This is a genomic window from Caballeronia catudaia, from assembly GCF_001544755.2.
Lineage (GTDB): Bacteria > Pseudomonadota > Gammaproteobacteria > Burkholderiales > Burkholderiaceae > Caballeronia > Caballeronia catudaia.
On the sequence record NZ_FCOF02000004.1, the window covers coordinates 68,918 to 95,179 of the forward strand.

Genomic DNA, 26,262 nt, shown 5'->3' on the forward strand with positions numbered 1-26,262 from the left:
AAGTACAACTCGATTTTATACCGCACTGCCCGCCGCCGTACTGCCGCCGTCTCGCTCAGATGTGGAACAGTTGCGCCACCAGCGCCGCGCCCAGAAACGTCCCGGCGTTCGCCACGAAGGACACCAGCACGATGCGCCAGCCGAGCCGCCGGAACGCCGGAATGTCCTTGGCAATTGAAAGCCCGGCGAAGGTCAGCATCGGCGTCGTCACGCCGAGGAAGTCGTTTTGCGCGCTCAGCGTCGCGATCTGCGCGCCCCACGGGCACCACGGCGAGGTCAGGAACATCGCCACGATCGACACCCAGCAGACCGCCGGAATCTTGCGCCCGGTCGCCTGCGCGAGCGCATCGCCGACGATCGTCGCGAGCACCATCACCGCCATGCCGGGCAGACCTTGCAGCGGCGTCGTGCCGTGCGTGATCCAGTCGGCGACGAGCGCCATCGCCGCCGTCACGCCCCATGCAAGCATCTTGCCGCCGTAACCGAGATGCGGCGCCTCGGTCTTCACATCGCCCAGTTTCGGCGCCGACGAATCCGCCTCCCGCGCGCTCGACGCCTTCGTCGTGCGGCCGATCAGCGGCTCCAGCAGCCGATAACCCCACACCGCCATCGGCAGGGAGATGAACAGCGTGAAATACGTGCCGATGGTCGTCGTGATCAGATTGCTCGCCGCCGCGAACGTCAGCACGGATTTCGCCGTTTCCGGGTCTTGCTGCGCCGCGATCGCGCCCGATGCCGCCGCCATCATGCTGCCCGAACCGACGCCCGAGCCCATCGCGAGCGCGAGCGGGTGAAAGATATGCAAGCTAGCGACGAAGCCCGCGAAAATAGCGATGAACACTGCGCCGAACACCGTGCCGGTCAGATATTCGGCGAGCACGCCGCGCCCTTCCGCCGAATCCATGCCGTATTTCTCGCCGATGATCGCAAGGCTCGGCTCGCGCCCGACCGAAAACGTCGCACCGATCGCTTCGCGCTTGATGCCGAGCAAAAGCGCGAGCGGCAAGCCGAGCAGAATCGTACCGACGAAATGGCCGAGTTCCTGGAACGCGAGCGCCCAGCCCGCGGCGGCGAGCTTGGGCAACGCGCTGCCGACCATCAGCCCGAGCTTCGAGACGAACAGCAGAAGCGCTGGCTGAAGGATGGCCGCGGCATAGAACTGGCTGCGCACGTCGAGCCGCGCGGGGCTCTTCCAGCGCTCGGAGACCAGCCCGAGCGCGGCGCCGAGCAGAAGCGCCCAGATCATCGGCAGCAGAACGACTTTGCCCGGGCCGATCTTGAACGTGAACGAGCCGATGAACTCCGCGATCAACAGAATGATCGCCGCATAAAAAAAGAGCTTCGCGGTTCTCAGTCCGCTTCCATCCGCGCGATCCGCGCTCAACGTGCTTTGCATTGTCTCGTCCCCCTCGTATGCCCGCGCGATGACGCAGCAACGCGCGGGCGCTTTGGTCATAAACAGATCATAGATAGGTCATGACCAGTCATAGATAACCGAACGTGGTTGCCGGGTCCTTCGCCGTCTCGATCCACACGCTCTTCGTCTGCGTGTACTCGTAGAGCGCCTCGACGCCGCTGGATCGTCCATAGCCGGACAAGCCGTAGCCGCCGAACGGCGACGCCACGTTGATCGTCTTGTAGCCGTTGACCCAGAACGTGCCGGCGTCCACCTGGCTCGCGACGCGATGCGAGCGCGCGACATCGTTGGTCCACACGGCGCCCGCGAGACCGAACTCGGTATCGTTGGCGATCGCGACGGCATCTTCTTCCGTGTCGAACGGAATCGCAGCGACCACCGGTCCGAAGATCTCCGTGCGGGCGACGTCCATGTCGTTCGAGACGCCCGCGAGCACGGTCGGCGGGACAAAGTAGCCCGCATCCGAACGCTCGGCCGTGCCCGCCGCGAGCGTCGCGCCAGCGGCGACGCCCTTTTCGATCATCGAAATCACGTGGTCATATTGCCTGCGATTATTAATCGGGCCGACTTCGGTGGCATCGTCGAGCGGCACGCCGACGCGAATCTTCTTCGCGCCCGCCGCGACCATCGCGACGAATTCGTCGTAGACGGAACGCTGCACGAGCAGGCGCGAGCCCGCGACGCAGCTTTGCCCCGCGCCCGCGAAAATCGCCGCTTGCGCGGTCAATGCGGCGCGCTTGAGATCGGCGTCGGCGAAGATGATGTTGGCCGATTTACCGCCCAGTTCGAGCACGCACGGCAGCACGCGCTTCGCTGCCGCTTCCGCGATGCGCGCGCCCGTCGCCGGCGAGCCGACGAACACGACTTTCTTCACCGCCTTGTGCGCAATCGCCGACTGCGCCACCGTCTGCCCCAGCCCCGCCAGCACGTTGATGAGACCCTTCGGCGCGCCACCGCGCTCGGCGAGCATGCCGATCACGAGCGACGTGAACGGCGTCAGCTCCGAAGGCTTGAGCAGCACGGCATTGCCCATCGAGATTGCGGGCGCGACCTGCCAGCCGCACGTGAAGACCGGCGCATTCCACGGCGTGATCTGCAGCACGGTGCCCGCGGGCTCGCGGCGCGTGTAGTTCAGGTGCGATGTCGGCACGGGAATGACATCGCCATAAAACTTGTCGGCCCAGCCGCCGTAATACTCGAACATCTCGGCGACCTTTGCCACTTCGCCGCGGCAATCGCGGATCGGCTTGCCCGAGCCGAGCGATTCGAGCCGCGCGATCTGCTCCGCTTCCTTACGAATCTCGCGCGCGATCTCGAACATCACGCGGCCGCGCGCCGCATGCGTGAGCGCCCACCATTGCTTCTGCGCGCGCGTCGCCGCCGCCGCTGCCTGCTCGACGACCGCCGCGCCGCCGTCCTTGTACGCGAGACTCGGTTTGCCCGTGGCGGCATCGTGGAGCTGGATGCCATCGCCCGCGCCCTCGATCAGTTCGCCACCGACATACGAGCCGATGGTCTTCGCGCCCGGAAAGAAATGCGCGAAGGCCGCGAGAAGCTGTTCTGCTGCGTCGTATTCCATATTCGATTAGTCCCGTTGCGTCGATTCATTGAACTGCACGATGCGATTGAAATCCTCCGCGTCGCCGATGCTCGCCTCGCTCGCCGCCCACAAGCGCCCTGCTTCCCGCGCGACCGGCGCGTTCTCGTGCACGCTGTCGAGCAACGCCATCGCGAGGCGCACATCCTTGCGCATCAGCTTCATCGTGAAGCCGGAGTCGAACTTGCCGTTGAAGATCCACGTCGGATAGTTGGTGAGCGTCGCGCTGTTGCGGCCCGATCCGCCGTTGAGCGCCTCGACGAGCTTTTCCGGGTCGACGCCCGCGCCTTTAGCCGCGCGCACGGCCTCGCTCGCGGCGAGCAGATGCACACCCGTGAGCATGTTGTTGATGATTTTCGTCACGTGCCCCGCGCCGACCGGTCCGACATGCACGCGCTTCGCGCTGATCGCGGCGAGGATCGGCTCGACCGCCGCGACATGGCTTTCCGAGCCGCCTAGCACCATCGTCATCGTGGCCGTTGCGGCGCCTTTCGGGCCGCCGCTCACGGGCGCGTCGACAAAGCCGATGCCGCACTTCGCGAGCGCGGCGGCCACTTTCTTCGTACTGTTCGGATCGGCGGTCGTGGTATCGACAACGATCAGGCCGGGCTTGCCGCTCGACACCACGCCGCCTTGCCCGAGCACGACTTCCTCGACGATCGCGGATGTCGGCAGCGAGAGAACGAGCACGTCGACCTCGCTCGCAATCGCCGCGATCGATGCGCGCGCTTCGATTCCGTCTTCCTGCAGCGTTTCGGCGACACCCGGCGCCGCGTCGAAGCCGAGCACGCGAAAGCCGCCCCGTTTGGCGCAGCGCGCCATGCCGCGTCCCATGTTCCCCAGACCGATCACACCTACTGTCTTCATCCGTTCAGCTCCTCGCGTGCGTTTTGCGGTCTTGTCATAATCGGCCGACGAAGCCGTACAATCAATCAACGCCAATATTGGAATTGTTCTAATTTCTAGAACACTCGCCCGTCATGACGGACAATCTGACCGACAGCCGCATCGTCTATTTCTTCGAGTCCGTGCGCTGCGGCACGATCCGCGCGGCCGCCGATTACCTCAACGTCGCGCCGTCGGCGGTGAGCCGGCAGATCGGCCTGCTGGAAAAGGAACTCGATGCCGCGCTCGTCGAACGCCATGCGCGCGGCGTGAAGCCGACCGAGGCCGGGCAATGCGTGATCGAATACTTTCGCGAGCAGCTCGCGCATCGCGATGATCTGCTTTCGCGTCTTCAGGAGTTGCGCGGATTGCGCACGGGGCGCGTGAATATCGTGCTCGGCGAAGGCTTCGTGTCGGATCTGCTTTCCGGTCCCATGCAGCAATTCTGCCGGCAATATCCCGGCATCAAGGTGAATCTCGATCTTGGCGGCACCAACGACGTGATTCGCAAGATCTCCGAGGATGAAGGCGAGATTGGTCTCGTGTATAACCCGCCGCAGGAGCCGAAGCTCGTGTCGCGCGCAATCAAGCGTCAGCCGATGATGGCGATCGTCGGCGCGAATTTTCCGCTTAAGGAACGCAAGTCGATGAGCGTGCAGGAACTCGCGCAATATCCGCTCGCGGTGACGCACGCTTCATACGGCACGCGCCAGATGTTGGAGGCAGTCGAGTATGCGGAGAAACTGCGGCTCGATCCGGTCGTGACGACGAACTCCATCGCCATACTCAAGCAGTTCGTGAAATCGGGACTCGGCATCACGGTGCTGCCCGCGTTTGCCGTGACAAGCGAAATGGCAGCGGGCGAGCTCTTCGCGATCGAAATCAATCATCCGATTCTCGCGGATGCCGAAGCGCATCTCGTGACGCGCGCGGGACGCAGGTTATCGGTCGCATCGAACAAGATGCTTCAGTTGATGACGGCGCAGATGCGCGCATTTCGCTAATTCGGTCAACAAGAGGACACAGCATGATCGACGATACCGACAAGAAGCATTTGATTCGCTGCATCGAGCTCGCGCAGGAAGCGCTCGACGATGGCGACGAACCGTTCGGCTCGATGCTCGTTGCGAAAGATGGGCGCGTGCTTTTCGAAGACCGCAATCGCGTGAGCGGCGGCGATCACACGCGGCATCCGGAATTCGCCATTGCGAAATGGGCGGCGGAGAACGTGCCTGAAGCTGAGCGCAAGGACGCGGTCGTGTACACGTCCGGCGAACATTGTCCGATGTGCTCGGCAGCGCACGCGTGGGTCGGGCTGGGCCGCATCGTGTATGCGGCATCGACGGACCAGTTCACGCGCTGGCGTGCCGAACTCGGCGCAAAGCCGGGACGCGTGCGTGCCCTGGCGATTCATGAAGTTATCGACGATACGGTTGTCGAGGGGCCTGTCGAAGAATTCGCCGAACGCGTGAAGGCATTGCATGTGGCGCACTATCGCAAGGCGAGCGCTTAGCGATAGATCGGCACAAAAGCCCGGCGGGAAGATCTCCCGGCCGGGTGAGACGCCCTCGGATGATTTAAAGGTTATGCCGTATGCCGAGCGTCACGGACAACTGGCGGTCGCTGTTCGAATTCGGCAGATTCGGAATCGAAGGCACGTAGAAATTCCGCGGCATTCGCGAACCCTTCCGACTTCACGCCGACGGAATCGAGCAGCCATGCAAGCGACGTTCGCATGCCGTTGTCGTCATCGACGATATAAACCACGGGAGCGGGAGAGTTCATTGCCAAAGCGGTTCTTACGAAGCGGCCATCATAACCAGACGAAATCAGCCGCGAAAGTCGTTTCTTTACCCGAATTAGCCGCGATAGGTAAAAGCTTTAGTGCGCCCGGTAACGAGGCCGGGCAAGTCGGCTGATCGTGCCGATATGTTTTGTGCGGTTCAGCGCGTACGCTCGAATCACAACTTGATATACACAGACTTGAAAACGAAACGAACAGGAGACGCCGTTATGTCCGCGATGCCCCGCCCCGAATATGCCGATATCGAACAGGTGCGCAAGCAGTTTCGCCAGGCCATGTCCCATCTCGGCGCCGCGGTGAACGTCATCACGACGGCGGGTACGCACGGACGCTGCGGCATTACCGCGAGCGCGGTGTGCTCAGTCACCGATGCGCCGCCCACGCTGCTCGTCTGCATCAACCGGTCGAGCGCGATGCATGCCGCCTTTGCGGGCAATCGCAAAGTGTGCGTGAACGTGTTGCCGGGACATCAGGAACAGATCGCGCGGCATTTCGCCGGGCTCACGCAATTGTCGATGGAAGAACGATTCTCGCTGCCCTGCTGGAACGAAGGCGCGAACGGCGTGCCTGTCTTGCGCGATGCGCTGGCGAGTCTGGAAGGCATCATCGTCGAGGCAAAGGAAGTGGGCTCGCATTCGGTGATGTTCGTTCAGACCGACACGATCCGCGTGCGCGACGATGGCGATAGCCTGATCTATTTCGATCGCAACTTTCATCGCGTGCCGCGCGCGTGCGCCGCACAATGATGTCTTCTCGCCATGTCCGCGTTAATTGATTACAGGAACCTCGCTTCCTATACTCCACGCGCAGACAGGCGATTGAAAGGAACGCATCAAAACGCCGTCACGCATCGCACACGGGCTCGCGCCGGTCGATCAATTCAGCGTGCAAAGACGCGCCTTCAGCCGCGCGCGCGTGATCGCCGCAATCTGCGCCAGCGCCTCATCGAGCTCCTGCTGCGTGCTGCGACCGATGCGGCGTTCCAAGGCGCTGAAAATACCTTCGCGCGTGTAATGCCGCACGCAGATGATGAACGGAAATCCGTGACGCGCGAGATAACTTGCATTGAGGCGATCGAGCGCGGCTTCCTGATCGACCGGCATGGAGTCGAGTCCGGCGCTTTTCTGTTCGGCATCCGAATCCGCCGTCATCGTTCCCGAACGAATGTTCGCACCGGACAAGAGCGGGTGTTGATTAAGGAACGCGCGCTGGGCGTCGGCGTCGAGATGACGGATGACGTCCATCATCGCGTCATGCAGTGCTGCTTCGGACACGAACGGACGCGCGCTCCACGCGCCCTCCGCGGCTTGCGGAAAATGCTCGAACACGCTTGCAAACGCGCCGACGAAGGCCGCGCGATCGAGCGCGTTGACCGGCTCCAGGTTGATCGACTGTGACATGAACTGCTCTCCTATAAGGCACGCCGGATTCGCATGGCGTCGATGGCGATTCGTGCCGAGTATAGGAAGCGAGCGGGTGCGCGGCGAGACAGCCGATCCTATTGACCGCATAACAGAACGCGATAGCGCTACGCGCGGTGCATGTCGCGCAGCGCGCGCAACTCAAGCGCTGCCGCCATGAGCATGCCGCGCAGCCACACGTGCGAGGCCGAACGATGCCGCGACGGATGCCATAGCTGATAAAAGCGCATGAACGGAAATTCGATCGGCGGATCGAGCACGGCGAGCGGCAGATGCTGCGCGTGATAGTTGGCGAAATGCCGGCCCGTCGTGAGGATAAGATCGGTGCCCGGAATCAGGCTCGGCGCGAGATTGAAGTAAGGGCAGCTCACGCGATTGTCGCGATGCACGCGCATGGTGCTGAGCCCGGTATCGACGACGCCACGCTGATCGCGCGAATACGGCGTCGGCACGATATGCGATGCGCTCAGATAATCTTCTGCATCGAACTTGCCCGCTTGCGCGTAGACGCTGTCGCGTGCGACGACACACACCACCTCGTCCTCAAGCAGCACGGACAGATGCAAATGCTCCGGAGGATTGGGCCAGTTGCCGATGACGATATCCGGCGAGCCCTCCGAAAGCCCCTGCTCATAGTTGAACGATGCCGAGAGCGGCAGCGCGACGATCCGGGCATGCGGCGCCGCGCGCCTGAACTCGCGCACCACATGCGCGAAGAAAGGCGGCGCCAGATAGTCGGGCATGCCCACGGTAAAGCTTTGCTCGGTCGTAGCCGGATCAAAATGATCGTCCGATACGAGCAGGTTATCGAGCGCACTCAATGCGGCCTGCGCGCTCTGCGCGAGTTGAATCGCGCGTTCGGTGGGCACCATCACGTTCTTTTCGCGCGTGAGCAATGGATCATTGAAGATCGCGCGCAGCCGCTTCAGCGCCGAGCTGATCGCCGGTTGCGACTGGTTCATACGAATCGCCGTGCGCGACACGCTGCGCTCGGCGATCAGCGTGCATAACACGCGCAGCAGATAGGTATCGAATGGATCGTCGGTGCGAGTCATGATGAGTTCAGTGTCTGATGAGTTCGCGTGGCCGCGCCCGTTATTCTGACAGCCGGAATCGCCATAACCGCGCCAATGAAGCCGCGCTAGGGTAATCCATAAGTCCCGAAAGCCACCCGGCAAGATCGTCTGAAGCCGCGCCATATAAGGCTTTGCAACCCATATAGGGGTTGCTATGGGGCCTATTGGCCCGTCCCCCGTTCCCGTATTGGCGGCCGTTTCTATACTTGCTTCCAACCGGACGCACGGCCGTCACCGCGCGACGCAAATCGACAGGAAAGGAGACACCATGTCGCTCATCAAACAGGAGATGCCGGTATTCGCAAGCGAGGCGGAAAGCGCCGAAGCGAGCGTCTATCGCAAAGTCTCGTGGCGCTTGCTGCCGTTTCTCGGCGTGTTGTGGGTGCTTGCGTGGCTGGATCGCGTGAACATCGGCTTCGCCAAATTGCAAATGCTGGACTCGCTGCATTTCAGCGAAGCGGTGTATGGCCTCGGCGCAGGTATTTTCTTTATCGGCTACTTCCTGTTCGAAGTGCCGTCGAACATGCTGTTGCAGAAGATCGGCGCGAAAAAAACGATCATGCGCATCACGATCTGCTGGGGCATCATCTGCATGCTGCAAACGCATGTCACGACACCCACGCAGTTCTATGTCCTGCGGTTTCTGCTGGGCGCATTCGAAGCGGGCTTCTATCCCGGCGTGATTCTCTATCTCACGTACTGGTATCCGTCGCAGCGGCGCGCACGTGCATTCGGTACGTTCATGTCGGCATCGGCGATTGCGGGCGTGCTCGGCGGCCCGCTCGCCGGCTGGATCATGACATCGATGAGCGGCGTGCACGGCATGTACGGCTGGCAATGGCTCTTCGTTCTCGAAGGCATTCCTTCGGTGCTGGCCGGCATCTTTGCGTGGTTCTACATGACCGACAAGCCCGAGCAGGCGCGGTGGCTGTCCGATGCCGAAAAGCGCGTCGTGCTCGACGCCCTGCAACGCGATAACGCAGCGATGGGCGAACGCGGTCACGACTGGCGCTCGCTCTTCACCAACCGCAAGGTGTGGCTGCTCATCGCCATCTTCTTCTGCCTGCTGTGTGCGAATTCGACGCTGACCTTCTGGATTCCGACCGTCATCAAGGATGTGGGCATCAGCACGCCGATGGCCGTCGGCTGGATCGCGGCAGTCGCTTATCTCTGTGGCGCGGCCGGCATGATCATCAACGGCGCGCATTCCGACCGCAGCAACGAAGTGCGCTGGCACTTCAGCGGCGCTGCGATCGTGGGCGGCGTAGCGATGGCGGCGCTCGCGATCCTGATGGGCTTCGACAAGCTGTCGCCGGTGATTGCATTGCTCGCCATGACGGTGTCCCTCGTCGGCACGATGAGCGCGATCCCGGTGTTCTGGCAATTGCCTAATCGCTATCTCGCGGGCAGCGCGGCGGCGGTCGGCGTGGCGCTCATCAACTCCGTGTCCAATCTTGCGGGTTTCGGTGCGCCATACGCGATGGGGCTCATCAAGAATGCGACAGGCAAGGTCACGACCGGCCTGTATCTCGTCGCCGTGATCGAAGTCCTTGCTGCGGTGCTCGTGCTCATCGGCATTCGCAAGCTCGGCAACAAACAAGGGGCCTGACATGCGCGACAAAGACAATTTCCCTGCTTTCGATGTGAGCCGCCGCCGCTTCGCGCTGCAATCGGTGGCGCTGGGCGGCAGCATGTTGATGGCGAAGGCCGCACTCGCAGCCGACGCGCCAACGCCGCTCGCGCCCAATCAGACGACCGGCCCGACGCAACAGGAAGGTCTGAGCCCGCGTCTCACGATGCACGCGCTCGACACGTGGCACGGCACGCCCGGGGCCGGCATGCGCGTGGACCTGTTTGCCATCGAGGATGGCCAGTCGAAGCTTCTGCGGACCATCACGCTTGCCGCGAGCGGCCGCAGCGAGCCGCCGCTTCTGATCGGCGATACGTATCGCGCGGGCACTTATGAGCTGTTGCTGCACGCAGACGAATACTTCGCCGCGCGCAAGGCGAATCTGCCGCAGCCGCTCTTTCTTTCGAAGATACCGCTGCGCTTTCGCATCACCGACGTCAATCGACGCATTCACTTGCCGGTGTTGTTCGGGCCGTGGAGCTATAACTACTACCGCGGCAGTTGAGCAGAAGTCAAACGACAGGCGAGATCAGGAGACACATCATGGCTGCAGGCATCACCACGCATGTACTCGACGTCGCGCTCGGCAAGCCCGCTGCCGGCATGCAGATCGAATTGTTCGACGTCAGCACTCAACCACCCACGCTGATCGCACGCACGCGCACGAATGGCGATGGACGCACGGATGCGCCGATCCTGCCGGCCGCGCAAGCGCGCGCGGGCGATTTCGAATTGCGCTTCTGGGTCGCCGATTACTTCAAGACGCCCGACGTCTTCGCCGATGTGGTGCCGGTGCGCTTCACTCTCGCCGATGCGGCACAGCACTATCACGTGCCCTTGCTGTGTTCGCCCTGGAGCTTCGGAACCTATCGCGGCAGCTGAATACGGTTTGCTCTACATGCCCCGCATCATCAATCAGAATTAAAGCGCGACTGCTTCATCATTCTCGATGATCAAGGGGCATATCGGAGGAGAGCCGCAGCGCCATGCTCGACGTAACGACGCCGAAAGGACCGCTGCGGCCAGATATCACAAGACATATCCGCAAGTACAGCTTTCCCTCATTACCGGCACGACGAGCGAGCTCATCAAGGCAGTGGAGAATCATCGGCAACGCACCGACGATCACGATCGCCTGTTTATAGCTCAGTCCGAACAGAAGTCGAATCAATTGCCCTGCTCCGACCATCTGCACCACGAGATAAAAGCAGACGACGGTAAGCGAGCCAAAGGCCATCATCGCGCGCGTTTTCTGTTGATCGAGCCGGATGAAGCAATGTCGGCGATGGTGACCTGCCCGAGATTTCTGATCCGCTCGGCGAACAGAAGCATCAGCAATGGCCAGGCGACGAAAAGACTCACCGCATAGATCATCCCGTCATAACGGTTGAAGAAGATCATGCTCGTGAGACCGAACAACGCCGCGGCCGACATGTAATCGCCAGCGAGCGCGAGTCCGTTTTGAAAGCCGGTGATCGAGCCTCCCGCGTTATAGAAGTCCTTCATGGAACGCGTCTTCGAGGCCGACCACCAGGTGATCGCCAGCGTGGCGATGACGAAAGCGAGGAACATCGAGATTGCGCTCGGATTCATTGGCCGCCTCCGTTCAGGATTGCGTTCGTGAGTGCATCGAACTCGCCGTTCGCGCGATAGATGTAAATGCCGGTGAGAAGCCAGGTGCCCGCAATGAGCAACACGCCGACGGTCCAACCGGCCGTCATGACGCTTGCGCCAAAGATGCGTGTCGCGAGAATGTCGGGTGCGAATCCAGCGATCAGCACGAAGGCGTAATACGGCACCAGCGTGGCGAGCGTCAGACAGGCGATGAATCGGCGTCTGCGCGAAACCAGTTGACGGAAAGCGGGCGTCAGCCAGAGATTCTGGCCAGCAGTCGAGGGCATTACGATGTCTCCAGTGTCGGAATGTATGGCGCATTCGCCGGTGGTCCCGGACGCGCTTTGCTGGGTGTCGAAGACAACGATAGGCGTCGGAATGTCTCATGTAGAATGATGATTGGTGATCTGGAACATCATTGATAGTGAATCGCCGGCGGCCCCGCATCTGTTCTTCGAGCATTGCCCGCTCGATTGCGCTCTGCTTGAATAAGAGGCCGTTGACGACCTCTAAAGATATTCCGAGATGTCTTTCCAAGGGCGAAACTTTCATACGGTCGGCGAACCGCTTATTCGCTTAGCCCTTTCATTTGCAACTCATTTATACGATTAGCCCCTAGCGTATCGAGCATGTGCATGGCATAGTGCAAAAACAATCAATTAGAGGTTAGTCATGTCCACGCTCGAAAGTATTCAGGCACGTATCGAAGCACTTCAGGCGAAAGCCGATGCGCTCCTTGCAAAGGAATCGGAAGGCGCGCTTCAAAAAATTCATGAATTGATGTCGCGTCACGGATTGAGCATCTCGGACATCGAAGGTTATTCGGGCGCACGCAAGAAGGCAGGACGGCCGGGCTCGGTAAAGAAACAAAGCACGAAACAAAGCACGGTCGCTTATCAGGATCCCAAGACCGGGGCGACATGGAGCGGACGCGGGCGTGCGCCTGGCTGGATCGCCAACGCAAAGGACCGCACCAAGTTCGCGGTTGGCGCAAGCGAGCCGGGTACGAAAACTAAAAGCAAGTCGGGCGTCGCAACCAAGCGCAAAAAAGCGGGACAACCGCGTGGTCCTCAACCCGCGCTTTATCGCGATCCGCAATCTGGCGCAACGTGGAGCGGGCGTGGCCGTGCTCCTGCGTGGCTCGCGTCTATCGAAGACCGCACGCCATTTCTAATCGGCTGATGCGAAAATTCATGGCCGGTGGGGTGCTTTCGTCACTCCGCCGGCCTTATCACGAACGCATTGCCTGACTTAAACGCGTGGATCGAAATCGAATTCGATCCGAATGCCGCCCGGCTCATAAATCATCATATGGCGTTTGGGACCGGCGCCTAACAGTTCTGGCGCAAACTCCACGTTCACACCCGGCCACGCCGATACGCGCTCGAGTATCGTTGCGAGCGCGGCTTCATCCGCTGCGCGCAATGCGAGATGGTGAAGCCCGACATTCTTTCGCCTGTCGAACGCCACTGGCGCTGATTCGTCTGTCGCCTGCCATAGCGTAACCAATAGCTTTCCGTCCGATACGAATACGGCCGGATACTCCGGCCGCTCACCGACAATCTTCCATTCGAGACATTGAACAAAGAAGTCTCGCGTCGCTTCGAGGTTGCGCACGGTGAGACCAACGTGATCGATTCCAGATGTCAGCATCGTTTCCTCCGGGCCGTCGGATAGGAAGCATCTCTTGCCTCCGTTGGCATGCGATCCCGATTCGCTTACCCCTCGCGACAATATAGTGCGACGTTCGAGCGCCCATGCACGGAACGTTCGAACAGTCGAGCACGCTCAGGCGAGCGTCAATTTGACATCGATGTTATTGCGCGTCGCATTCGAATACGGGCACACGATGTGAGCCTTGTCGACCAATGCCTGCGCCTCGCTGCGATCCATGCCCGGCAGCGATATCTTCAATTCCACTTCGATGCCGAAGCCATTCGGAATTTGACCGATGCCCACGCTGCCATCGACGGCGACATCTTTCGGCAGCGTAACCTTGTCGCGCGCCGCGACGAACTTGATCGCGCCGATGAAGCATGCGCTATAGCCCGCAGCAAAGAGCTGCTCGGGATTCGTGCCATCGCCTCCACCGCCGCCCAACTCTTTCGGCGTCGTCAGCCTCAGGTCCAAGTTGCTTTCGGGCACGGTCGCGCGGCCGTCGCGTCCGCCGGTGACATGAGCATGCGCACGGTAAAGAACCTTTTCAATCGACATCGTCAGACTCCTGTGCGTTGTGTTGAGCGGCCTTCGTGGCTTGAGCGCGTCGCTCGAAGTCCGCTGACATGGATTCCCGATGGGACGCCGTCCCGCAAGGGTCGGGTTCCACAACGAAGGATACTCAAGACGCGGCAAGCTCGCTGACGTGGAGCTCGCGCAAGGTGCGACTGGTGCTCGCGAAGGCGGGCCTCCAAAAACGAGCGAACGGAGGCCGACGCCTCGATCACGCGGCCTGTCCCGCCCTTTCCTCCTCCACCATCCGCGCATGCGCGTACACGCGATCGCGCTCTCGGGCGACGAGCGTGCGCTTGCCAGCGAGCGTCTGTCGATGATATTTCGGATCGCCCATCTGCAACACGTACTCGCCATGTCGATAACGCAGATAGCGCTGGAAAAACTCCGCGCCGGGCAAGCCGCTGTCCAGCGCCATGAGCACGCCATAGTCGATGTTGCGCACATCGCCCAGTGTGTTGATCGCGGATTCGAGCGCCGCATAGCGCTGAGGCAGCGGCACGGTCTTGTCGCACAGCGCATGAAAACGCTGATAAGCCAGCACGTGCCCGTGCAATGCGCAACGCCATAATGCCTTCGCAAGCCGTTGACTGAGTTCCGTTTCCACGTTCCCTCCCGCATGGTACGCGCACGGATGCGCGCGACATTCCACCGTCATTCGGAAACGATGACGGTGACCGATTTCTGGAAATCACTTGCAACGCCAAGAGATATCGCGTCTCGAGCCAATGCGCGGATTGATTTGCGCGTCATGCCATAACTTGCTTTGCAAAAATGGCAACGTTCGATCAGATTACTTCGAAGATTCGGCTAAAGACGCTTCAACAGAACGACATGTTTTTTATTACCTGCGTTGAACGACACAGCGCAAATAGCCATGCACACGAAACGCGTTGAGGATTATGCTTATCAGGTTTTCTGCAAAGCGACTGCGACCCGGGGCGTCGGATAGCATTCTTGCCAGCGCGGCGGCAGACGAGCAAAAACAAAGCGCGAGCGTTACGCGCTTCACTTACTTTTCGGCTCGAAGTACTTTGTTGATCCGGCGCCACGGTGCCGCGCCTCTTGACCGAGGACTCTCGCGGCAGCATGCAACTCGATTACATGCTAGCAAACATATCGCGGGAAACCAAGGAAAGTTTCCTCACGGCGGAGCCTCGAACGGTTTCACGCGGCTGTCATTCGGCATATTTTCCCGCAGCAGCTTGACCTGAACGGTTCATGCGAATTCGCGAAACCTTGAAAAGAACGCGTCAAGCAAATGATTAACGCATTATGGTAAAGACGCCAACCGAGCGCCGATTAGCCCTTTCCCATCGCGATAGCCCAGCGCGAGGTTTCGCGCGCGGCACAGCGCTTTAAGATTGGTTTAAGCATCAAAGACTAAAACGTGTCGTGAGATGCAGGCAGCACGGCGGCTCTGTACAGTTTCACTGCGCCCTGCTTCAAATCGGCTTTCGTTCCAACGTCCACGCGGATGGTCAAACCGGGCAACGCCACGACGCGCTTTCGCAAAGCGCGGCACGGCGCAGGCGATGATCATCCCATTCAGCCCGGCATAGGTCTGCCGGGCTTTTTTTCATCCGTGCGGTCCGCGTATTTGCGGTGCGCCATTGCCCGTCTGCGTAACGGCAGCGGGCAGATCGAAGCGGAATGCAGTGCCCGTACCCGCCGTATCGATCAGGCGAATCTGGCTGCCGTGTAATTGCAGCATGCGTTGCACGATGAGCAGGCCCAGGCCTCCGCGATGAACGCCACCCGATGCGAACGGCCGCTGAAAGAGCGCGTCGCGCATGTCGGGCGGAATGCCCGATCCCGTGTCGCTGATCGTGACCGTCACGCTCTCGGCAGGTTCGCCCGCCTGCGCGAGCGTCACGCTTACCGTGCCTTGCGCGGGCGTATGACGGATCGCGTTGTCGAGCAGGTTCGTCAGCACGCGCTCGATCATGCCCAGGTCAGCCATCACGTTCGGCAAACGCGGCGCGATGTCCGCAACGAGCTGCACGCCGCGCGACTGCGCAGGCAACTCGAATTTCTCGAAAACGTCCTGCACCAGATCGGTGAGCGAAAACGGCTCAGATTCAGGCGCGACCATGCCGTGTTCGAGCTTCGCGAGCTCGAAGAGCGACTGCGCGAGATGGCCGACCTTCGCGCTCTGCGCAAGCGCGATCGACAAATAGCGCCGGCGCTCGGCGTCGGCGAGCGTGTCCGACTTGAGCGATAGCGTCTCCAGGTAACCATGCAGCGACGAAAGCGGCGTGCGCAGATCGTGCGAGATGTTGGCCACCATCTCGCGACGTTCGCGATCCTGCCGCCCAAGCTCACGCCATTGCTCGCCGATGCGCTCCGCCATCTGCGCAAAGGCACTTTCGAGCACCACGATCTCGTCGCGCTCATCGGCTTTGTCGATATGAAGCGTCGATGACAACGGCGGTTCGGCAGGCGCACCGCGTGCATCGAACTTGCGCATCGCGTCAGTCAGGCGGCGCAGCGGCCGCGTGACGAGCCCGAACGCGACGACGCCCGCGACGAGGCCGAGCAGCGTGACGAGCCCCATCGACGCGAGCGTGGTCCGCAATACCGCGCTCGCCGATGCCTTCGCCGCGAGCACGTCGTGCTCCTCGCCGAGCAGCACGACATAGACATAGCCAAATGGCGCTTTGCCCGGCGCGGCGAGCGGCGCGGCGCTGAAGACCTTGCGCGCGTCGTTGCTGCGCGGATCGTCGCCGGGAATCGGCAAGGGATCGCCGTCGAGAAATCTGCGCACCGGCGCGAGATCGACGCGATCACGTTTCAGATGTCCCGGCGGCGCGTCGTCGGCGCGGATATGGCCCGTGTCGTCGAGCAGATAGACTTCGACGCTCGGGTTCACCACCATCAACTGATTGAAGAGACGGCGCACGGCGGGGGCGTCGATATCTTTTGCATCGGCGAGTGCGCCATCACGCGCGATATGCGCTGCGAGCCCACGCGAAAGACTTTGAATGACCTCTTTCTCGCGCAGATCGCTCGCGCGAATCTGCAGCCATGCCGATGCGCCGCAGCACGCGAGCAGCAGCACGCAGAACACCGCGAAGAGCCGTTGCGACAGCGTGAGCTTCACGGCGCGGCGTCCTTGTCATCGGGCGCATGTGCCGCGAGCTTATAACCGTGGCCCCATACGGTGAGAATGCGCTTCGGATCGGCGGCGTCTCTCTCCACTTTCGCGCGCAAGCGGTTGATATGCGTATTCACCGTATGCTCATAGCCTTCATGCCGATAACCCCAAACCGCGTTGAGCAGATCCATGCGCGAGAACACCTTGCCGGGATGACGCGCGAAGTGATACAGCAAATCGAATTCGCGCGGCGTGAGTTCGATGCGCGCGCCATCGACCCACGCTTCGCGCGCTAGCGGATCGATAGCGATGCCCGCTACTTCGATGCGCCCGGCATCGAGCCGTGAATCCTTCGCGACGGCGTCGACGCGACGCAGCAGCGCCTTGACACGCGCGACGAGTTCGAGCACCGAGAAAGGCTTGGCGAGATAGTCGTCCGCGCCGAGTTCGAGACCGAGTATGCGATGCACCTCACTGGAACGCGCACTCGTGATGATGATCGGCGTATAGCGCGTCATCGCCCGCGCGCGGCGGCAGATTTCGAGGCCGTCGACGCCCGGGAGCATCAGGTCGAGAATCAGCGCATCCCAGCCGCCTTGTTCGAGCAGCCGCAATCCTTCGGCGCCGTCGGCGCTGTGCACGACTTCATAGCGCTCGTCGCGCAGATTGAGACTCAGCACATCGGCGATATGAACGTCGTCTTCGACGATCAGAATGCGTTTCGGATGATCCATGAGCGAATGTCATCGACGGACGGTGAATCATGCGCGCCCTGTCCGAAGAACAAAAAGCGCGTCCTTGTCATTGTGCAGAAAAGCGCGTCGCCAAGTATCACATTTAATTTAACTTTCGGTGAGGACTCGGGGATGCGCGCGCGACTACGATGCGCTCAATCCACTCGACAACGAGGATCGCATCATGCAAACACGCCGCCGTTTTCTCCTGACGGGCACCGCCGCCGCAGCCGCCGCGTTTGCTTTCGGCGGCCGCCTGCGCGCGCTGGCGGCCGGTGCGCAGGCGCAAGCGCCATCGAAGGAAGGCTTCGAAATCGTCCATACCGATGACGAGTGGCGCCGCCTGCTGAATCCGGCGCAATTCGACGTGCTGCGCCGCGAAGGCACCGAACGGCCCTATACCAGCCCGCTGAACGACGAGCATCGCGCGGGCACGTTCAGTTGCGCGGGCTGCAAGCTCGCCGTGTTCTCGTCGCGTACCAAGTTCGATAGTCACACGGGGTGGCCGAGCTTCTGGGCGCCGCTCGATCATGCGGTCGGCACACGCGTCGATGGTTCGTTCGGCATTGAGCGCACCGAAGTGCATTGCCGGCGTTGCGGCGGTCATCTCGGCCATGTTTTCGACGACGGTCCGAAGCCCACCGGCCTGCGCTACTGCATGAACGGCATCGCGATGAATTTCACGCCGGGCGCGGCCTGAATCGCGCACGCATTCCCACTAACCTCGACACGACATCATCATGTTGCTCATCGTCCTTGCCTATCTCGGCGGCGCGCTGACGATTCTCAGTCCGTGCATCCTGCCAGTGCTTCCTTTCGTCTTTGCACGCGCGGATCAGCCGTTCGTGAAGAGCGGTCTGCCGCTGCTCGCGGGCATGGGCCTGACCTTCGCCGCAGTCGCGACGCTCGCCGCTGTCGGCGGCGGCTGGGTCACGCAGGCCAATCAATACGGCCGCTGGGCGGCCAGCGTATTGCTCGCGGTGTTCGGCCTCACATTGCTGTTGCCGAAGCTCGCCGATCGCGTCATGCAACCGCTCGTCAGCGCGGGCAATCGTCTAACCGCGTTCGCGCAACGCGGCGACGGCAATCCGGGCATGGGCGGATCGTTCGTGCTCGGCATCGCAACGGGGCTTCTATGGGCGCCGTGCGCGGGCCCGATCCTCGGCCTCGTGCTGACGGGCGCGGCGCTCAATGGCGCGAGCGTCGGCACGACGTTGTTGTTGATCGCCTATGCGGCCGGCGCGGCGACGTCGCTTGCGATCGCGTTGCTCATCGGCGGACGCGTCTTCACTGCGATGAAACGCTCGCTGGGCGCCGGCGAATGGGTGCGGCGCGGCATCGGTGCGGCAATGCTCGCGGGCGTCGCCGCGATCGCGCTCGGGCTCGATACCAGCGTGCTCGCCCGCGTATCGACGGTCGCGACCTCGGGCATCGAGCAACATCTCGTCGACAAGCTTTCGAATCGAAACAACGGCGCGATGATGATGTCCGCCAACGCGCAAAAGCAAGCGCACGACGATGCCCCCGCGATGATGCGCGCCAGCACGGAACCGCCGAAAGACGCGACGCTTCCGGTAGAAGGCGCGTTGCCCCCGCTCGATGGCGCGGTGCAGTGGATCAACTCGCCGCCGCTCACCAAGGAAGCGTTGCGCGGCAAGGTCGTGCTCGTCGACGTGTGGACGTATTCGTGCATCAACTGCCTGCGCACGTTGCCGTATCTGAAGAGCTGGGCGCAGAAGTATCGCGATCAGGGGCTCGTGGTGATAGGCGTGCATGCGCCGGAGTTTGCATTCGAGCGCAACGTCGATAACGTGAAGCAGGCGGTCCACGATCTCGGCATCGACTATCCCGTCGCGATCGACAATAACTTTGCGATATGGCGTGCACTGAACAATCAGTATTGGCCCGCGCATTACTTCATCGATGCACAAGGCAATATCCGTTATCACCATTTCGGTGAAGGCGACTACGCGCACTCGGAACACGTGATTCAGGAACTGCTCGCCGAAGCGGGTCATGGCGTCGCGCCCGCCACCGCAATGACCGCGCATGACGACAAGGCTATCAGCCAGGGCGCGATGATGCAGGCCGATAATGCGGACATGCGTTCACCGGAAACATACATCGGTTATCAGCGCGCGGAGCAGTTCATGTCGCCTGGCGGCGCGACGCCCGATCGCCTTCACGACTATGCCGCGCCGAAATCGCTCGACGTCAACGACTGGGGGCTTGCGGGCGCATGGAAAGTCGGCGCGGAGCACGCGACGCTCGAAGGCGCCTCGGGCCGCATCGTGTATCGCTTTCATGCACGCGATCTGCATCTCGTGCTCGGGCCGTCGAAGGATGGCAAGCCCGTGCGTTTTCGCGTGAGTGTCGATGGCGCCGCGCCGGGCGCTTCGCATGGCAGCGACGTGAACGCCGATGGAAGTGGTACCGTGACCGGGCAACGCCTCTATCAGCTCGTGCGGCAAACGGGGCCCGTCGCGGATCGCACTTTCACGATCGAATTTCTCGATCCTGGCGTCGAAGCCTACGCATTCACGTTCGGTTGAGCCTGAGGAGCAGACATGTCGAAGATCACCAGCAGGACTTTCAAGGCCGCGAGCGTAGCCGTGCTGTTCGCGGGCGCGTTCGCATTGCAACGCGCCGCGCATTCGAGTGAGGAGGCGGTCAAGATTCCGCCGCCCGCGCGCGATGAATCCGCGGGCGCCGTGCACACGGAAACCGCCGTATTCGCGGGCGGCTGCTTCTGGGGCGTGCAAGGCGTGTTTCAGCACGTGCGCGGCGTGAAGGAAGTGATGTCGGGCTATGCGGGCGGCGCGGCGAACACCGCGCAATACGATCGCGTCAGCGAAGGCGACACCGGTCACGCGGAGTCGGTCCGCATCAGCTATGACCCGGCGCAGGTCACCTACGGCAAGCTCTTGCAGGTTTTCTTTTCGGTGGCGCACAATCCGACGCAACTGAACTATCAGGGCCCTGACCACGGCACGCAATACCGCTCCGCCGTGTTTCCGACGAACGCTGCGCAACGCGAGATCGTCAACGCGTATATCGCGCAACTCGACAAGGCGCACGTCTATGGCGGCAAGATCGTCACGAAGGTCGAGGATTACAAGGGCTTCTATCCGGCGGAAGGCTATCACCAGAACTATCTGACCGAGCATCCGGAAAGCCCGTATATCGCGATCAACGATCTGCCCAAGGTGGCCAACCTCAAGCAGATGTTTCCCGATGCTTACCGTCAGGATGCGGTGCTCGTGACGGTCGCGTCCAAATAGGCGTCGAGGATCGCGAGCACATCGGGCATGTTGCGCCTGCCGAAGCCGAGTCGAACATGCGCGTCGCCATGATCGATCAACGTCGAAGGCAGCAGCAACACGCCCGTTCGTTCGATCAGTTTCGCGCAGAACTCCTCGGCGTGCCCCTGCGTGAGCCGCACGAAGCCGATCGTGCCCGCACGCGGACGACGCCATGTGAAGCGATCCGCGTGACGCGCGAAGAAATCGTCGAGCCGCAGCAGATTGGCGCGCACGATCGACACATTGCGTTCGATGAGCGCATCGGTGTGACGTACGGCGATGGTCGAAAGATATTCGCTCGGGGCGCTGTTGCTGATGGTGAGATAGTCCTTGAACGTGCTCATGCGCTCGATCACATGCGCGCTTTTCGACGCGATCCAGCCGAGGCGCAGACCGGCGAGTCCGTGCGTCTTCGATAAAGCGCCGAGAGAGATGGCACGTTCGTAGACATCGCAGGCGGCGGGCAGGCGATCGGCCCGATCGTGCTCGAGCCCGCGATACACTTCGTCGCTGAAAAGCCATAGCCCATGCCTGCGCGCGAACGCGACGATCGCGTCGAACACTTCGCGCGAAGGCAGATAGCCGGTCGGATTGTGCGGCGCGCAGATCACGAGTGCGCGCGTGGCGGGCGTGACGAGCGCTTCCAGCTCATCGGGATCGAGCGCCCAGCCCGCGTCCTCGCGCGCCTTCCAGGGCGACACCTTCGCGCCCATCGCCTCCGCCACCGAATAGTGCGACTGATAGCCGGGCATATGCACGATGACGTGATCGCCCGGCGCGAGCATCGTGTTCATGAAGGAATAGATGGCTTCCTGCGCGCCCGTGTGCACGATGATGTCATCCGCCTCGATGTTCGCGTACAGCGACGCCAACTCGCGCCGCAGCGCCGGCGCGCCGGGATACTCGGTATAGCCGAGCCAGGTCTCGCGCAGTCCGTCGAGCGCGTTCGGCTCGAGGGCGAGCAATTCGCCTATCGACATCGATTCGGGATCGGAACTGCACAGCAGATGGCGCGCGGTGAATTCGTGCCGCGCGAAGTAACGTTCGAGCTTGAAGGGAGTCGGCTGCATGGAGCGCTTGATCGCGGTCGAAGAAAGCCTCAGTCTGCATGTTCCCCCGACATGCAACCAGCTAATCTTTCTAATTTCGATTAAGCAACGCTAATGCTCGATTACGCCCTCCTCGATGCGCTGCTCGCCGTGGTTCGCACCGGTTCCTTCGAACGCGCCGCGCGCGATCTCAACGTCACGCGCTCCGCCGTATCGCAACGCGTAAAGCTGCTCGAAGAGCGGGTGGGCAGCCTGCTCGTCAAGCGCGGCCAGCCGTGCGAGGCGACCGCATCGGGCGCGCTCCTGTGCCGTCACACCGAACGCGTGCAATTGCTCGAAGCGGAACTCGGCGGACGCATGCCTTCATTGCCCGGCACGCCGAGCGAGCGGCGCGCGAAATTGCGCATCGCCGTGAACGACGACAGCATGAGCACCTGGTTCATCGACGCCGCCGCGAAATTTTGCATCGAACGCGAACTGATGCTCGATCTCGTCGTGGATGATCAGGATCACACCGCGCAGCGCATTCGCGAAGGCGACGTTCAAGGCGCGATCACTACGCAAGCCGAGCCGGTTTCCGGCTGGCGCTCGGTGAAACTCGGACGTATGCGCTATCGCGCGGTGTGCTCACCCGGGTACTTCGAGCGTCATTTCGCGGACGGCCTGACACGCGACGCCCTGCGGCGCGCCATGTGTGAATTTCAACGAGAAGGACGAATTGCAGAAGCGCTTCGCAAAGCGCGTGTGCCGCGTGGATATCGAACCGCCCGCGCATGTCGTGCCGCATGGCGCAGGCTTCGTTCGCGCGTGCACGTCCGGGCTGGCGTGGGGCATGTGCCCGCAACGGCTCGTCGCGCGGCAGCTCGAAAGCGGCGAGCTCGTGGAAGTGCTGCCCGGCTCGCGTTTCGACGTTGATCTCTACTGGCAGAGCTGGCGTCTCGCGCTCGGCTGGCTCGACGAACTCAGCGCGATGCTGAAGCATCGCGCCAAATCGTTTCTCGACTAAACGCTACGCGTCGCGCGTTTCGAACGAATCCACGCGATCGCGATAGAACGCGAGATGCTCCTTGATCTCGGCGACAGCATCGTACGGAGATTCATACGTCCACACCGCGTTGGCAGCCTTTTGTCCACCTGAAGGAATGCTGTAGTAGCTGCATTCGCCCTTGTAAGGGCAATACGTAGTGTGCGACGTGCGCTCCAGTTGCGACATGTCCACGTCCTTGCGCGGCACGTAAAGCACCTCGGGATACGAGGCCTCGCGCAATGAAAGCGCCTCGGTCGTATCAGCGATCACATGGCCGCCCGCTTTCACGATCACGCGCAGCGGAGTGCGCTCGATCGTGATTGGATGGTCGGGACCGGGAATCTTGACGGCTTTGTCCATGAGTTTCTTCCTGCGTTAGGCACGCAAAGCAAGCGGAAGGACCGATGGTAGCGTCGTTGCGCCAAACGCGCAGTCTCCTGACCGCGCGTGAGCGACGAATCGGTTTGCGCAAACGAGAGCGCCGGCGCCACCATTCGATTTCATGGGCCGCACACGGTGATTTCTGTGCGTGCTCCATAAATCAGCATCGCCCGAGCCCGCCCTTTTGCCGGAGTGCGCCGCAACGCGCACTATGAACCCTTGCTTTCGATTGCTTTCACGAGCACGTGCAGCATGCGGTTCGCGGGCGTCGGCACGCCGCGCGCTTCGCCCCGCCGCACGATAAGCCCGTTCAGATGATCGATCTCGCTCTTCTTGCCGCGCGCGAGGTCTTGCGCCGTCGACGAATACTGGTTCTGCATCGTCTCGGCGATACGGCGTACCGCTGCATCGACATCGCCGGGAATCGTCACGTTATCGGCCTTTGCCACGGCGAGGCATTCATCGACGACATCGCGCATCGCACGCGTCACGCCTTCGCCCTGCACGAGCTTTCCGTATGGCAACTGCGTGATCGCGGACAACGCGTTATACGCGCAGTTCAGCACGAGCTTCGCCCACAGCGCGCCGCGCACGTTATCGGAGATCTCGGTCGGCACGCCTGCATCGATGAGCGCCCGCGCGACGTTCTCGCTTTGCGTCGAAGGCTCGATCACGAGTTCGCCGCGCCCGTTGTGCTTCACATGGCCGGGGCCTGCCATTTGTGCGGCAACATACACGACCGCGGCCGCCGCTTCCTGCGGCAACAGTTCGCGCAGACGCTCGGCGTTTTCGACGCCGTTTTGCAGCGAGAGAACGAGTGCATCGCGTTCGAGATACGGCGCGAGCGACTGGGCCGCGCTATCCGTATCGGTGGATTTCACGCAGAAGAGCACCAGTTGCGCGCCCTTCGCGGCGCTGGCTTCGGTGCTCGCAGACACACGCACGCGCTCGTCGAAATGCTGGGTGTCGAGGCGCAAGCCTTCGCGCCCGATCGCCTCGACATGCTGCGGCCGTGCGATCAGCACGACCTCGTGACCCGCACGCGCAAGCATGCCGCCGTAATAACAACCGACCGCGCCCGCACCCATGACCGCGACTTTCATGTTCCGCTTCTCCTCGTTGCGTTGCTATGGCTCGCAAAGGTAACACACGGGCGCTGCATCGAAACGCTGCGTGCGATGCTTCGCATAACCGATGACGCGCAAACGCTTGCGCAACTCGACCCTGATCACGCCGCGTGCCGTGCCCGCCGTATTTTGTGGGCGGACGCACGATAGTCAGTCGAATTAGCGGTGGACCATATTGTTAAAACCGGCCACACGGAGATACGCTTCCTTTCAGCGGATCGACGATGCTGTCCAAACAAATGCCGGCCGCTGCGGGGGTGCGGCTCTTGCCGCATCGGTAGCTGAAAACCTGGGGACCAAATACACGGCGTGCCCGGAAGGGGAAACGCTTCGCGCGAGCACTCGGCCGCGCGGCGCACCGAGGCGCTGTGATCTTAGACAAACGCTGGCTTTGCTGCCTGGACACACGTGGCAATGAGCCGCAAGCGTGGGCGTTATCACGAGAACAAGAAAATGAATCATGGATATGAAGCATCGCTCGTCAAGCGCGTGGTGAATCAACTCGTCGCGGGCATTGTGGGCGGCGAATACCAGGACAACGTGCTGCCGCCACAAGTCATCTTGTCGAAGAAGCACGGCGTCAGCCGCACCATCATGCGCGAAGCCCTGAGCATTCTCATCTCGCGACGCATGCTCGACGTGCGGCCGAAAACGGGCACGCGCATCAAGCCCGCACGAGAATGGCTCATCATGGACCCGGAAGTCGCGGAATGGCGCCTTCGCGCACTGCACGATCCCGATTGCATCCGCCGGCTGATCGAGTTCCGCTCGCTCGTCGATCCGCCCGCCGCCGCGCTCGCCGCCACGCGCGCGAATCGCCATCAGCGCATCGCCATCAACGCGGCTTATCAGCGGCTCGTGCATGCAAGCCCGTCCGAGCCGCTACAGTCGGCCGCGGAAGACGCCTTGCAGGCCGCCATCGTCGATGCCAGCGGCGACGAAATGCTGCGGCAGATGGGCAGCGTCGTGCGCGTCGGCATCCGAACGATGAAGGCCGCCCTGCGCACGCAGCCGCATGCGCTGCCGCGCGTGCCCGATTCGCAACTCGGCGACTACGGCCGGGTCGTGCGCGCCATCGAAACCGCCGACGGCGACGGCGCGCGCACGGCGATGTCGCAAGTGCTGTCGCGCACCGCCTCGATCTGGATCGAAGAAATCGCCTGAACTGCATCCATCGGCGCGGCCACGGGCCGCCGCCGTTTCAAACCTCCGAGCCGGGAGCGTATCTTGCGCGCCCCGGCGCCGCAGTTTCGCCTCGCATGCGCCGCCCACGTGACTACAATGAGTGGAGCCGCAAGCGATTAGGCGCCTGGCGTTGAAAATACGGAGGCTGGAATGGCAGAGCTCGAAAAGGAAAAGGTTGTCGCCGTCCTGAACAAGATTCTCGAATCCGAACTGGCCGGCGTCGTGCGTTACACGCACTATTCGTTTCTCGTGTTCGGCTTCGGCCGCATTCCGATCGTGTCGTGGCTGCGCGCGCAGGCCGACGAATCGCTCACGCACGCGCATCAGGCCGGCGAATGGATCACGACGCTCGGTGCGTATCCGTCGCTGGAAATCGGCCCGCTGCTCGACAATCACACGTTCGACATCGCCACGATCCTGCGCGAATCACTACAGGCCGAGAACGTCGCGCTCGGTCTGTATCGCGACTTGCTGACAGTCGTGGAAGGCCGTTCGGTCGCGCTGGAGGAATACGCGCGGCAGATGATCGAGGTGGAGGAAATGCACGCCGGCGAAGTCGACAAGATGCTGCGCAGGCCCGGCGAAGTCGATACCTCGCCCGAGCGCCGCACGGGTCACGGTACCGAGCCGAAATAACAAAAACGCCGGCCCGCATGGCGCGGGCCGGCGCTGCTTCATCGCACGAAC

The 26,262-nt window shown here is 62.0% G+C and carries 26 protein-coding genes and 3 pseudogenes; 13 read left to right on the forward strand and 16 right to left on the reverse strand.

Annotated elements, in window-relative coordinates:
• Positions 1 to 55: 55 nt before the first annotated feature.
• The 3 genes from AWB75_RS05750 to AWB75_RS05760 all read right to left on the reverse strand — a co-directional run bounded on the left by AWB75_RS05750 (position 56) and on the right by AWB75_RS05760 (position 3,881).
• Complete coding sequence (locus AWB75_RS05750; RefSeq protein WP_061123120.1) at positions 56 to 1,396, reverse strand: DUF3100 domain-containing protein; 1,341 nt, start codon at positions 1,394 to 1,396, stop codon at positions 56 to 58.
• Positions 1,397 to 1,484: 88 nt separating this feature from the next.
• Entirely contained in the window at positions 1,485 to 2,996 is a 1,512-nt protein-coding gene (locus tag AWB75_RS05755; RefSeq protein WP_061123121.1) for an aldehyde dehydrogenase family protein, read from the reverse strand.
• Positions 2,997 to 3,002: 6 nt separating this feature from the next.
• On the reverse strand, positions 3,003 to 3,881 hold the full coding sequence (locus AWB75_RS05760) for an NAD(P)-dependent oxidoreductase (RefSeq protein WP_061123122.1): 879 nt from the start codon (positions 3,879 to 3,881) through the stop codon (positions 3,003 to 3,005).
• A gap of 113 nt (positions 3,882 to 3,994) precedes the next feature.
• On the opposite strand from AWB75_RS05760, the gene AWB75_RS05765 reads away from it, so the two are divergent.
• Together AWB75_RS05765 and AWB75_RS05770 are read left to right on the forward strand one after the other, a co-directional pair.
• The gene (locus tag AWB75_RS05765) at positions 3,995 to 4,903 is read left to right on the forward strand and encodes a LysR family transcriptional regulator (protein WP_061123123.1); all 909 of its coding nucleotides are present in this window, start codon (positions 3,995 to 3,997) and stop codon (positions 4,901 to 4,903) included.
• Positions 4,904 to 4,926: 23 nt separating this feature from the next.
• Positions 4,927 to 5,412 carry a nucleoside deaminase gene (locus tag AWB75_RS05770; RefSeq protein ID WP_061123124.1) on the forward strand — a complete coding sequence of 162 codons (486 nt, stop codon included), beginning with the start codon at positions 4,927 to 4,929 and terminating at the stop codon, positions 5,410 to 5,412.
• A gap of 134 nt (positions 5,413 to 5,546) precedes the next feature.
• Here AWB75_RS05770 and AWB75_RS38380 read toward each other — a convergent pair.
• Positions 5,547 to 5,684, reverse strand: a pseudogene (locus tag AWB75_RS38380) (DNA-binding response regulator); the annotation flags it as partial.
• A gap of 228 nt (positions 5,685 to 5,912) precedes the next feature.
• On the opposite strand from AWB75_RS38380, the gene hpaC reads away from it, so the two are divergent.
• A complete protein-coding gene (gene hpaC / locus AWB75_RS05780) occupies positions 5,913 to 6,449 on the forward strand; it encodes a 4-hydroxyphenylacetate 3-monooxygenase, reductase component (protein WP_061123126.1) in 537 nt (178 codons plus the stop codon).
• Positions 6,450 to 6,578: 129 nt separating this feature from the next.
• Here the strand turns inward: hpaC and uraD are convergent, their stop codons facing one another.
• Both uraD and AWB75_RS05790 read right to left on the reverse strand, forming a co-directional pair.
• On the reverse strand, positions 6,579 to 7,103 hold the full coding sequence (gene uraD / locus AWB75_RS05785; protein ID WP_061123127.1) for a 2-oxo-4-hydroxy-4-carboxy-5-ureidoimidazoline decarboxylase: 525 nt from the start codon (positions 7,101 to 7,103) through the stop codon (positions 6,579 to 6,581).
• Positions 7,104 to 7,231: 128 nt separating this feature from the next.
• The gene (locus tag AWB75_RS05790; RefSeq protein ID WP_061123128.1) at positions 7,232 to 8,179 is read right to left on the reverse strand and encodes a LysR family transcriptional regulator; all 948 of its coding nucleotides are present in this window, start codon (positions 8,177 to 8,179) and stop codon (positions 7,232 to 7,234) included.
• 289 nt (positions 8,180 to 8,468) lie between these two features.
• Here AWB75_RS05790 and AWB75_RS05795 point away from each other — a divergent pair, with 289 nt between their 5' ends.
• The 3 genes from AWB75_RS05795 to uraH are packed head-to-tail and all read left to right on the forward strand — an operon-like array spanning position 8,469 to position 10,712.
• On the forward strand, positions 8,469 to 9,809 hold the full coding sequence (locus tag AWB75_RS05795) for an MFS transporter (protein WP_061123129.1): 1,341 nt from the start codon (positions 8,469 to 8,471) through the stop codon (positions 9,807 to 9,809).
• Between the two features lies 1 nt (position 9,810).
• Positions 9,811 to 10,335, forward strand: a complete 525-nt coding sequence (locus AWB75_RS05800) for a hydroxyisourate hydrolase (protein ID WP_061123130.1) — start codon at positions 9,811 to 9,813, stop codon at positions 10,333 to 10,335.
• A 38-nt stretch (positions 10,336 to 10,373) separates the two neighbouring features.
• Positions 10,374 to 10,712: a hydroxyisourate hydrolase gene (gene uraH / locus AWB75_RS05805; RefSeq protein WP_061123131.1), complete on the forward strand. Its 339-nt coding sequence runs from the start codon at positions 10,374 to 10,376 to the stop codon at positions 10,710 to 10,712.
• Between the two features lie 58 nt (positions 10,713 to 10,770).
• Here the strand turns inward: uraH and AWB75_RS05810 are convergent.
• Positions 10,771 to 11,423: pseudogene (locus AWB75_RS05810) on the reverse strand (sodium:solute symporter family transporter).
• Positions 11,420 to 11,731: a DUF485 domain-containing protein gene (locus tag AWB75_RS05815; RefSeq protein WP_061123134.1), complete on the reverse strand. Its 312-nt coding sequence runs from the start codon at positions 11,729 to 11,731 to the stop codon at positions 11,420 to 11,422. Before AWB75_RS05815 ends, AWB75_RS05810 begins: the two are co-directional and overlap by 4 nt.
• A gap of 385 nt (positions 11,732 to 12,116) precedes the next feature.
• Between AWB75_RS05815 and AWB75_RS05820 the strand changes: the two genes are divergently transcribed.
• The gene (locus AWB75_RS05820) at positions 12,117 to 12,626 is read left to right on the forward strand and encodes an H-NS family nucleoid-associated regulatory protein (RefSeq protein WP_061123135.1); all 510 of its coding nucleotides are present in this window, start codon (positions 12,117 to 12,119) and stop codon (positions 12,624 to 12,626) included.
• A 69-nt stretch (positions 12,627 to 12,695) separates the two neighbouring features.
• Here the strand turns inward: AWB75_RS05820 and AWB75_RS05825 are convergent, their stop codons facing one another.
• From AWB75_RS05825 to AWB75_RS05845, 5 genes are all read right to left on the reverse strand, one after another.
• Positions 12,696 to 13,097: a VOC family protein gene (locus tag AWB75_RS05825; RefSeq protein WP_061123136.1), complete on the reverse strand. Its 402-nt coding sequence runs from the start codon at positions 13,095 to 13,097 to the stop codon at positions 12,696 to 12,698.
• Positions 13,098 to 13,232: 135 nt separating this feature from the next.
• Positions 13,233 to 13,658, reverse strand: a complete 426-nt coding sequence (locus AWB75_RS05830) for an organic hydroperoxide resistance protein (RefSeq protein ID WP_061123137.1) — start codon at positions 13,656 to 13,658, stop codon at positions 13,233 to 13,235.
• Positions 13,659 to 13,884: 226 nt separating this feature from the next.
• Positions 13,885 to 14,280: a hypothetical protein gene (locus AWB75_RS05835; protein WP_061123311.1), complete on the reverse strand. Its 396-nt coding sequence runs from the start codon at positions 14,278 to 14,280 to the stop codon at positions 13,885 to 13,887.
• Positions 14,281 to 15,252: 972 nt separating this feature from the next.
• The gene (locus AWB75_RS05840) at positions 15,253 to 16,776 is read right to left on the reverse strand and encodes a sensor histidine kinase (protein WP_061123138.1); all 1,524 of its coding nucleotides are present in this window, start codon (positions 16,774 to 16,776) and stop codon (positions 15,253 to 15,255) included.
• On the reverse strand, positions 16,773 to 17,504 hold the full coding sequence (locus AWB75_RS05845; RefSeq protein WP_061123139.1) for a response regulator transcription factor: 732 nt from the start codon (positions 17,502 to 17,504) through the stop codon (positions 16,773 to 16,775). Before AWB75_RS05845 ends, AWB75_RS05840 begins: the two co-directional genes overlap by 4 nt.
• Before the next feature lie 184 nt (positions 17,505 to 17,688).
• Between AWB75_RS05845 and msrB the strand changes: the two genes are divergently transcribed.
• The 3 genes from msrB to msrA are packed head-to-tail and all read left to right on the forward strand — an operon-like array spanning position 17,689 to position 20,785.
• Positions 17,689 to 18,204, forward strand: a complete 516-nt coding sequence (msrB, locus tag AWB75_RS05850) for a peptide-methionine (R)-S-oxide reductase MsrB (protein WP_061123312.1) — start codon at positions 17,689 to 17,691, stop codon at positions 18,202 to 18,204.
• 40 nt (positions 18,205 to 18,244) lie between these two features.
• Positions 18,245 to 20,056 carry a cytochrome c biogenesis protein DipZ gene (locus AWB75_RS05855; protein WP_061123140.1) on the forward strand — a complete coding sequence of 604 codons (1,812 nt, stop codon included), beginning with the start codon at positions 18,245 to 18,247 and terminating at the stop codon, positions 20,054 to 20,056.
• A gap of 15 nt (positions 20,057 to 20,071) precedes the next feature.
• Positions 20,072 to 20,785 (forward strand): peptide-methionine (S)-S-oxide reductase MsrA, encoded by a 714-nt coding sequence (msrA, locus tag AWB75_RS05860; protein ID WP_061123141.1) that lies wholly within the window; start codon positions 20,072 to 20,074, stop codon positions 20,783 to 20,785.
• Here the strand turns inward: msrA and AWB75_RS05865 are convergent.
• Entirely contained in the window at positions 20,749 to 21,876 is a 1,128-nt protein-coding gene (locus AWB75_RS05865; protein WP_061123142.1) for an aminotransferase class I/II-fold pyridoxal phosphate-dependent enzyme, read from the reverse strand. The two genes, msrA and AWB75_RS05865, sit on opposite strands and share 37 nt — an antisense overlap.
• A gap of 93 nt (positions 21,877 to 21,969) precedes the next feature.
• On the opposite strand from AWB75_RS05865, the pseudogene AWB75_RS05870 reads away from it, so the two are divergent.
• A pseudogene (locus AWB75_RS05870) lies at positions 21,970 to 22,861 on the forward strand (LysR family transcriptional regulator ArgP).
• 3 nt (positions 22,862 to 22,864) lie between these two features.
• Here AWB75_RS05870 and AWB75_RS05875 read toward each other — a convergent pair.
• Positions 22,865 to 23,242: a DUF427 domain-containing protein gene (locus AWB75_RS05875; protein ID WP_061123143.1), complete on the reverse strand. Its 378-nt coding sequence runs from the start codon at positions 23,240 to 23,242 to the stop codon at positions 22,865 to 22,867.
• A 230-nt stretch (positions 23,243 to 23,472) separates the two neighbouring features.
• Positions 23,473 to 24,366, reverse strand: coding sequence for a ketopantoate reductase family protein (locus AWB75_RS05880; RefSeq protein ID WP_061123144.1), 894 nt, complete (start codon positions 24,364 to 24,366; stop codon positions 23,473 to 23,475).
• A gap of 477 nt (positions 24,367 to 24,843) precedes the next feature.
• Here AWB75_RS05880 and AWB75_RS05885 point away from each other — a divergent pair, with 477 nt between their 5' ends.
• Positions 24,844 to 25,554, forward strand: coding sequence for a FadR/GntR family transcriptional regulator (locus AWB75_RS05885; RefSeq protein WP_061123313.1), 711 nt, complete (start codon positions 24,844 to 24,846; stop codon positions 25,552 to 25,554).
• A 171-nt stretch (positions 25,555 to 25,725) separates the two neighbouring features.
• On the forward strand, positions 25,726 to 26,211 hold the full coding sequence (locus tag AWB75_RS05890; protein WP_061123145.1) for a ferritin-like domain-containing protein: 486 nt from the start codon (positions 25,726 to 25,728) through the stop codon (positions 26,209 to 26,211).
• Positions 26,212 to 26,262 lie beyond the last annotated feature (51 nt).

Coding starts and splice junctions, on each gene's coding strand:
- AWB75_RS05885 (WP_061123313.1), top strand. CDS start 24,844: ATGAATCATGGATATGAAGCATCGCTCGTCAAGCGCGTGGTGAATCAA.
- AWB75_RS05875 (WP_061123143.1), bottom strand. CDS start 23,242: ATGGACAAAGCCGTCAAGATTCCCGGTCCCGACCATCCAATCACGATC.
- AWB75_RS05855 (WP_061123140.1), top strand. CDS start 18,245: ATGTTGCTCATCGTCCTTGCCTATCTCGGCGGCGCGCTGACGATTCTC.
- AWB75_RS05830 (WP_061123137.1), bottom strand. CDS start 13,658: ATGTCGATTGAAAAGGTTCTTTACCGTGCGCATGCTCATGTCACCGGC.
- AWB75_RS05880 (WP_061123144.1), bottom strand. CDS start 24,366: ATGAAAGTCGCGGTCATGGGTGCGGGCGCGGTCGGTTGTTATTACGGC.
- AWB75_RS05890 (WP_061123145.1), top strand. CDS start 25,726: ATGGCAGAGCTCGAAAAGGAAAAGGTTGTCGCCGTCCTGAACAAGATT.
- msrB (WP_061123312.1), top strand. CDS start 17,689: ATGCAAACACGCCGCCGTTTTCTCCTGACGGGCACCGCCGCCGCAGCC.
- AWB75_RS05790 (WP_061123128.1), bottom strand. CDS start 8,179: ATGACTCGCACCGACGATCCATTCGATACCTATCTGCTGCGCGTGTTA.
- AWB75_RS05750 (WP_061123120.1), bottom strand. CDS start 1,396: ATGCAAAGCACGTTGAGCGCGGATCGCGCGGATGGAAGCGGACTGAGA.
- AWB75_RS05865 (WP_061123142.1), bottom strand. CDS start 21,876: ATGCAGCCGACTCCCTTCAAGCTCGAACGTTACTTCGCGCGGCACGAA.
- uraD (WP_061123127.1), bottom strand. CDS start 7,103: ATGTCACAGTCGATCAACCTGGAGCCGGTCAACGCGCTCGATCGCGCG.
- hpaC (WP_061123126.1), top strand. CDS start 5,913: ATGTCCGCGATGCCCCGCCCCGAATATGCCGATATCGAACAGGTGCGC.
- AWB75_RS05845 (WP_061123139.1), bottom strand. CDS start 17,504: ATGGATCATCCGAAACGCATTCTGATCGTCGAAGACGACGTTCATATC.
- AWB75_RS05795 (WP_061123129.1), top strand. CDS start 8,469: ATGTCGCTCATCAAACAGGAGATGCCGGTATTCGCAAGCGAGGCGGAA.
- AWB75_RS05770 (WP_061123124.1), top strand. CDS start 4,927: ATGATCGACGATACCGACAAGAAGCATTTGATTCGCTGCATCGAGCTC.
- AWB75_RS05755 (WP_061123121.1), bottom strand. CDS start 2,996: ATGGAATACGACGCAGCAGAACAGCTTCTCGCGGCCTTCGCGCATTTC.
- AWB75_RS05820 (WP_061123135.1), top strand. CDS start 12,117: ATGTCCACGCTCGAAAGTATTCAGGCACGTATCGAAGCACTTCAGGCG.
- AWB75_RS05765 (WP_061123123.1), top strand. CDS start 3,995: ATGACGGACAATCTGACCGACAGCCGCATCGTCTATTTCTTCGAGTCC.
- AWB75_RS05825 (WP_061123136.1), bottom strand. CDS start 13,097: ATGCTGACATCTGGAATCGATCACGTTGGTCTCACCGTGCGCAACCTC.
- AWB75_RS05800 (WP_061123130.1), top strand. CDS start 9,811: ATGCGCGACAAAGACAATTTCCCTGCTTTCGATGTGAGCCGCCGCCGC.
- AWB75_RS05760 (WP_061123122.1), bottom strand. CDS start 3,881: ATGAAGACAGTAGGTGTGATCGGTCTGGGGAACATGGGACGCGGCATG.
- msrA (WP_061123141.1), top strand. CDS start 20,072: ATGTCGAAGATCACCAGCAGGACTTTCAAGGCCGCGAGCGTAGCCGTG.
- AWB75_RS05815 (WP_061123134.1), bottom strand. CDS start 11,731: ATGCCCTCGACTGCTGGCCAGAATCTCTGGCTGACGCCCGCTTTCCGT.
- uraH (WP_061123131.1), top strand. CDS start 10,374: ATGGCTGCAGGCATCACCACGCATGTACTCGACGTCGCGCTCGGCAAG.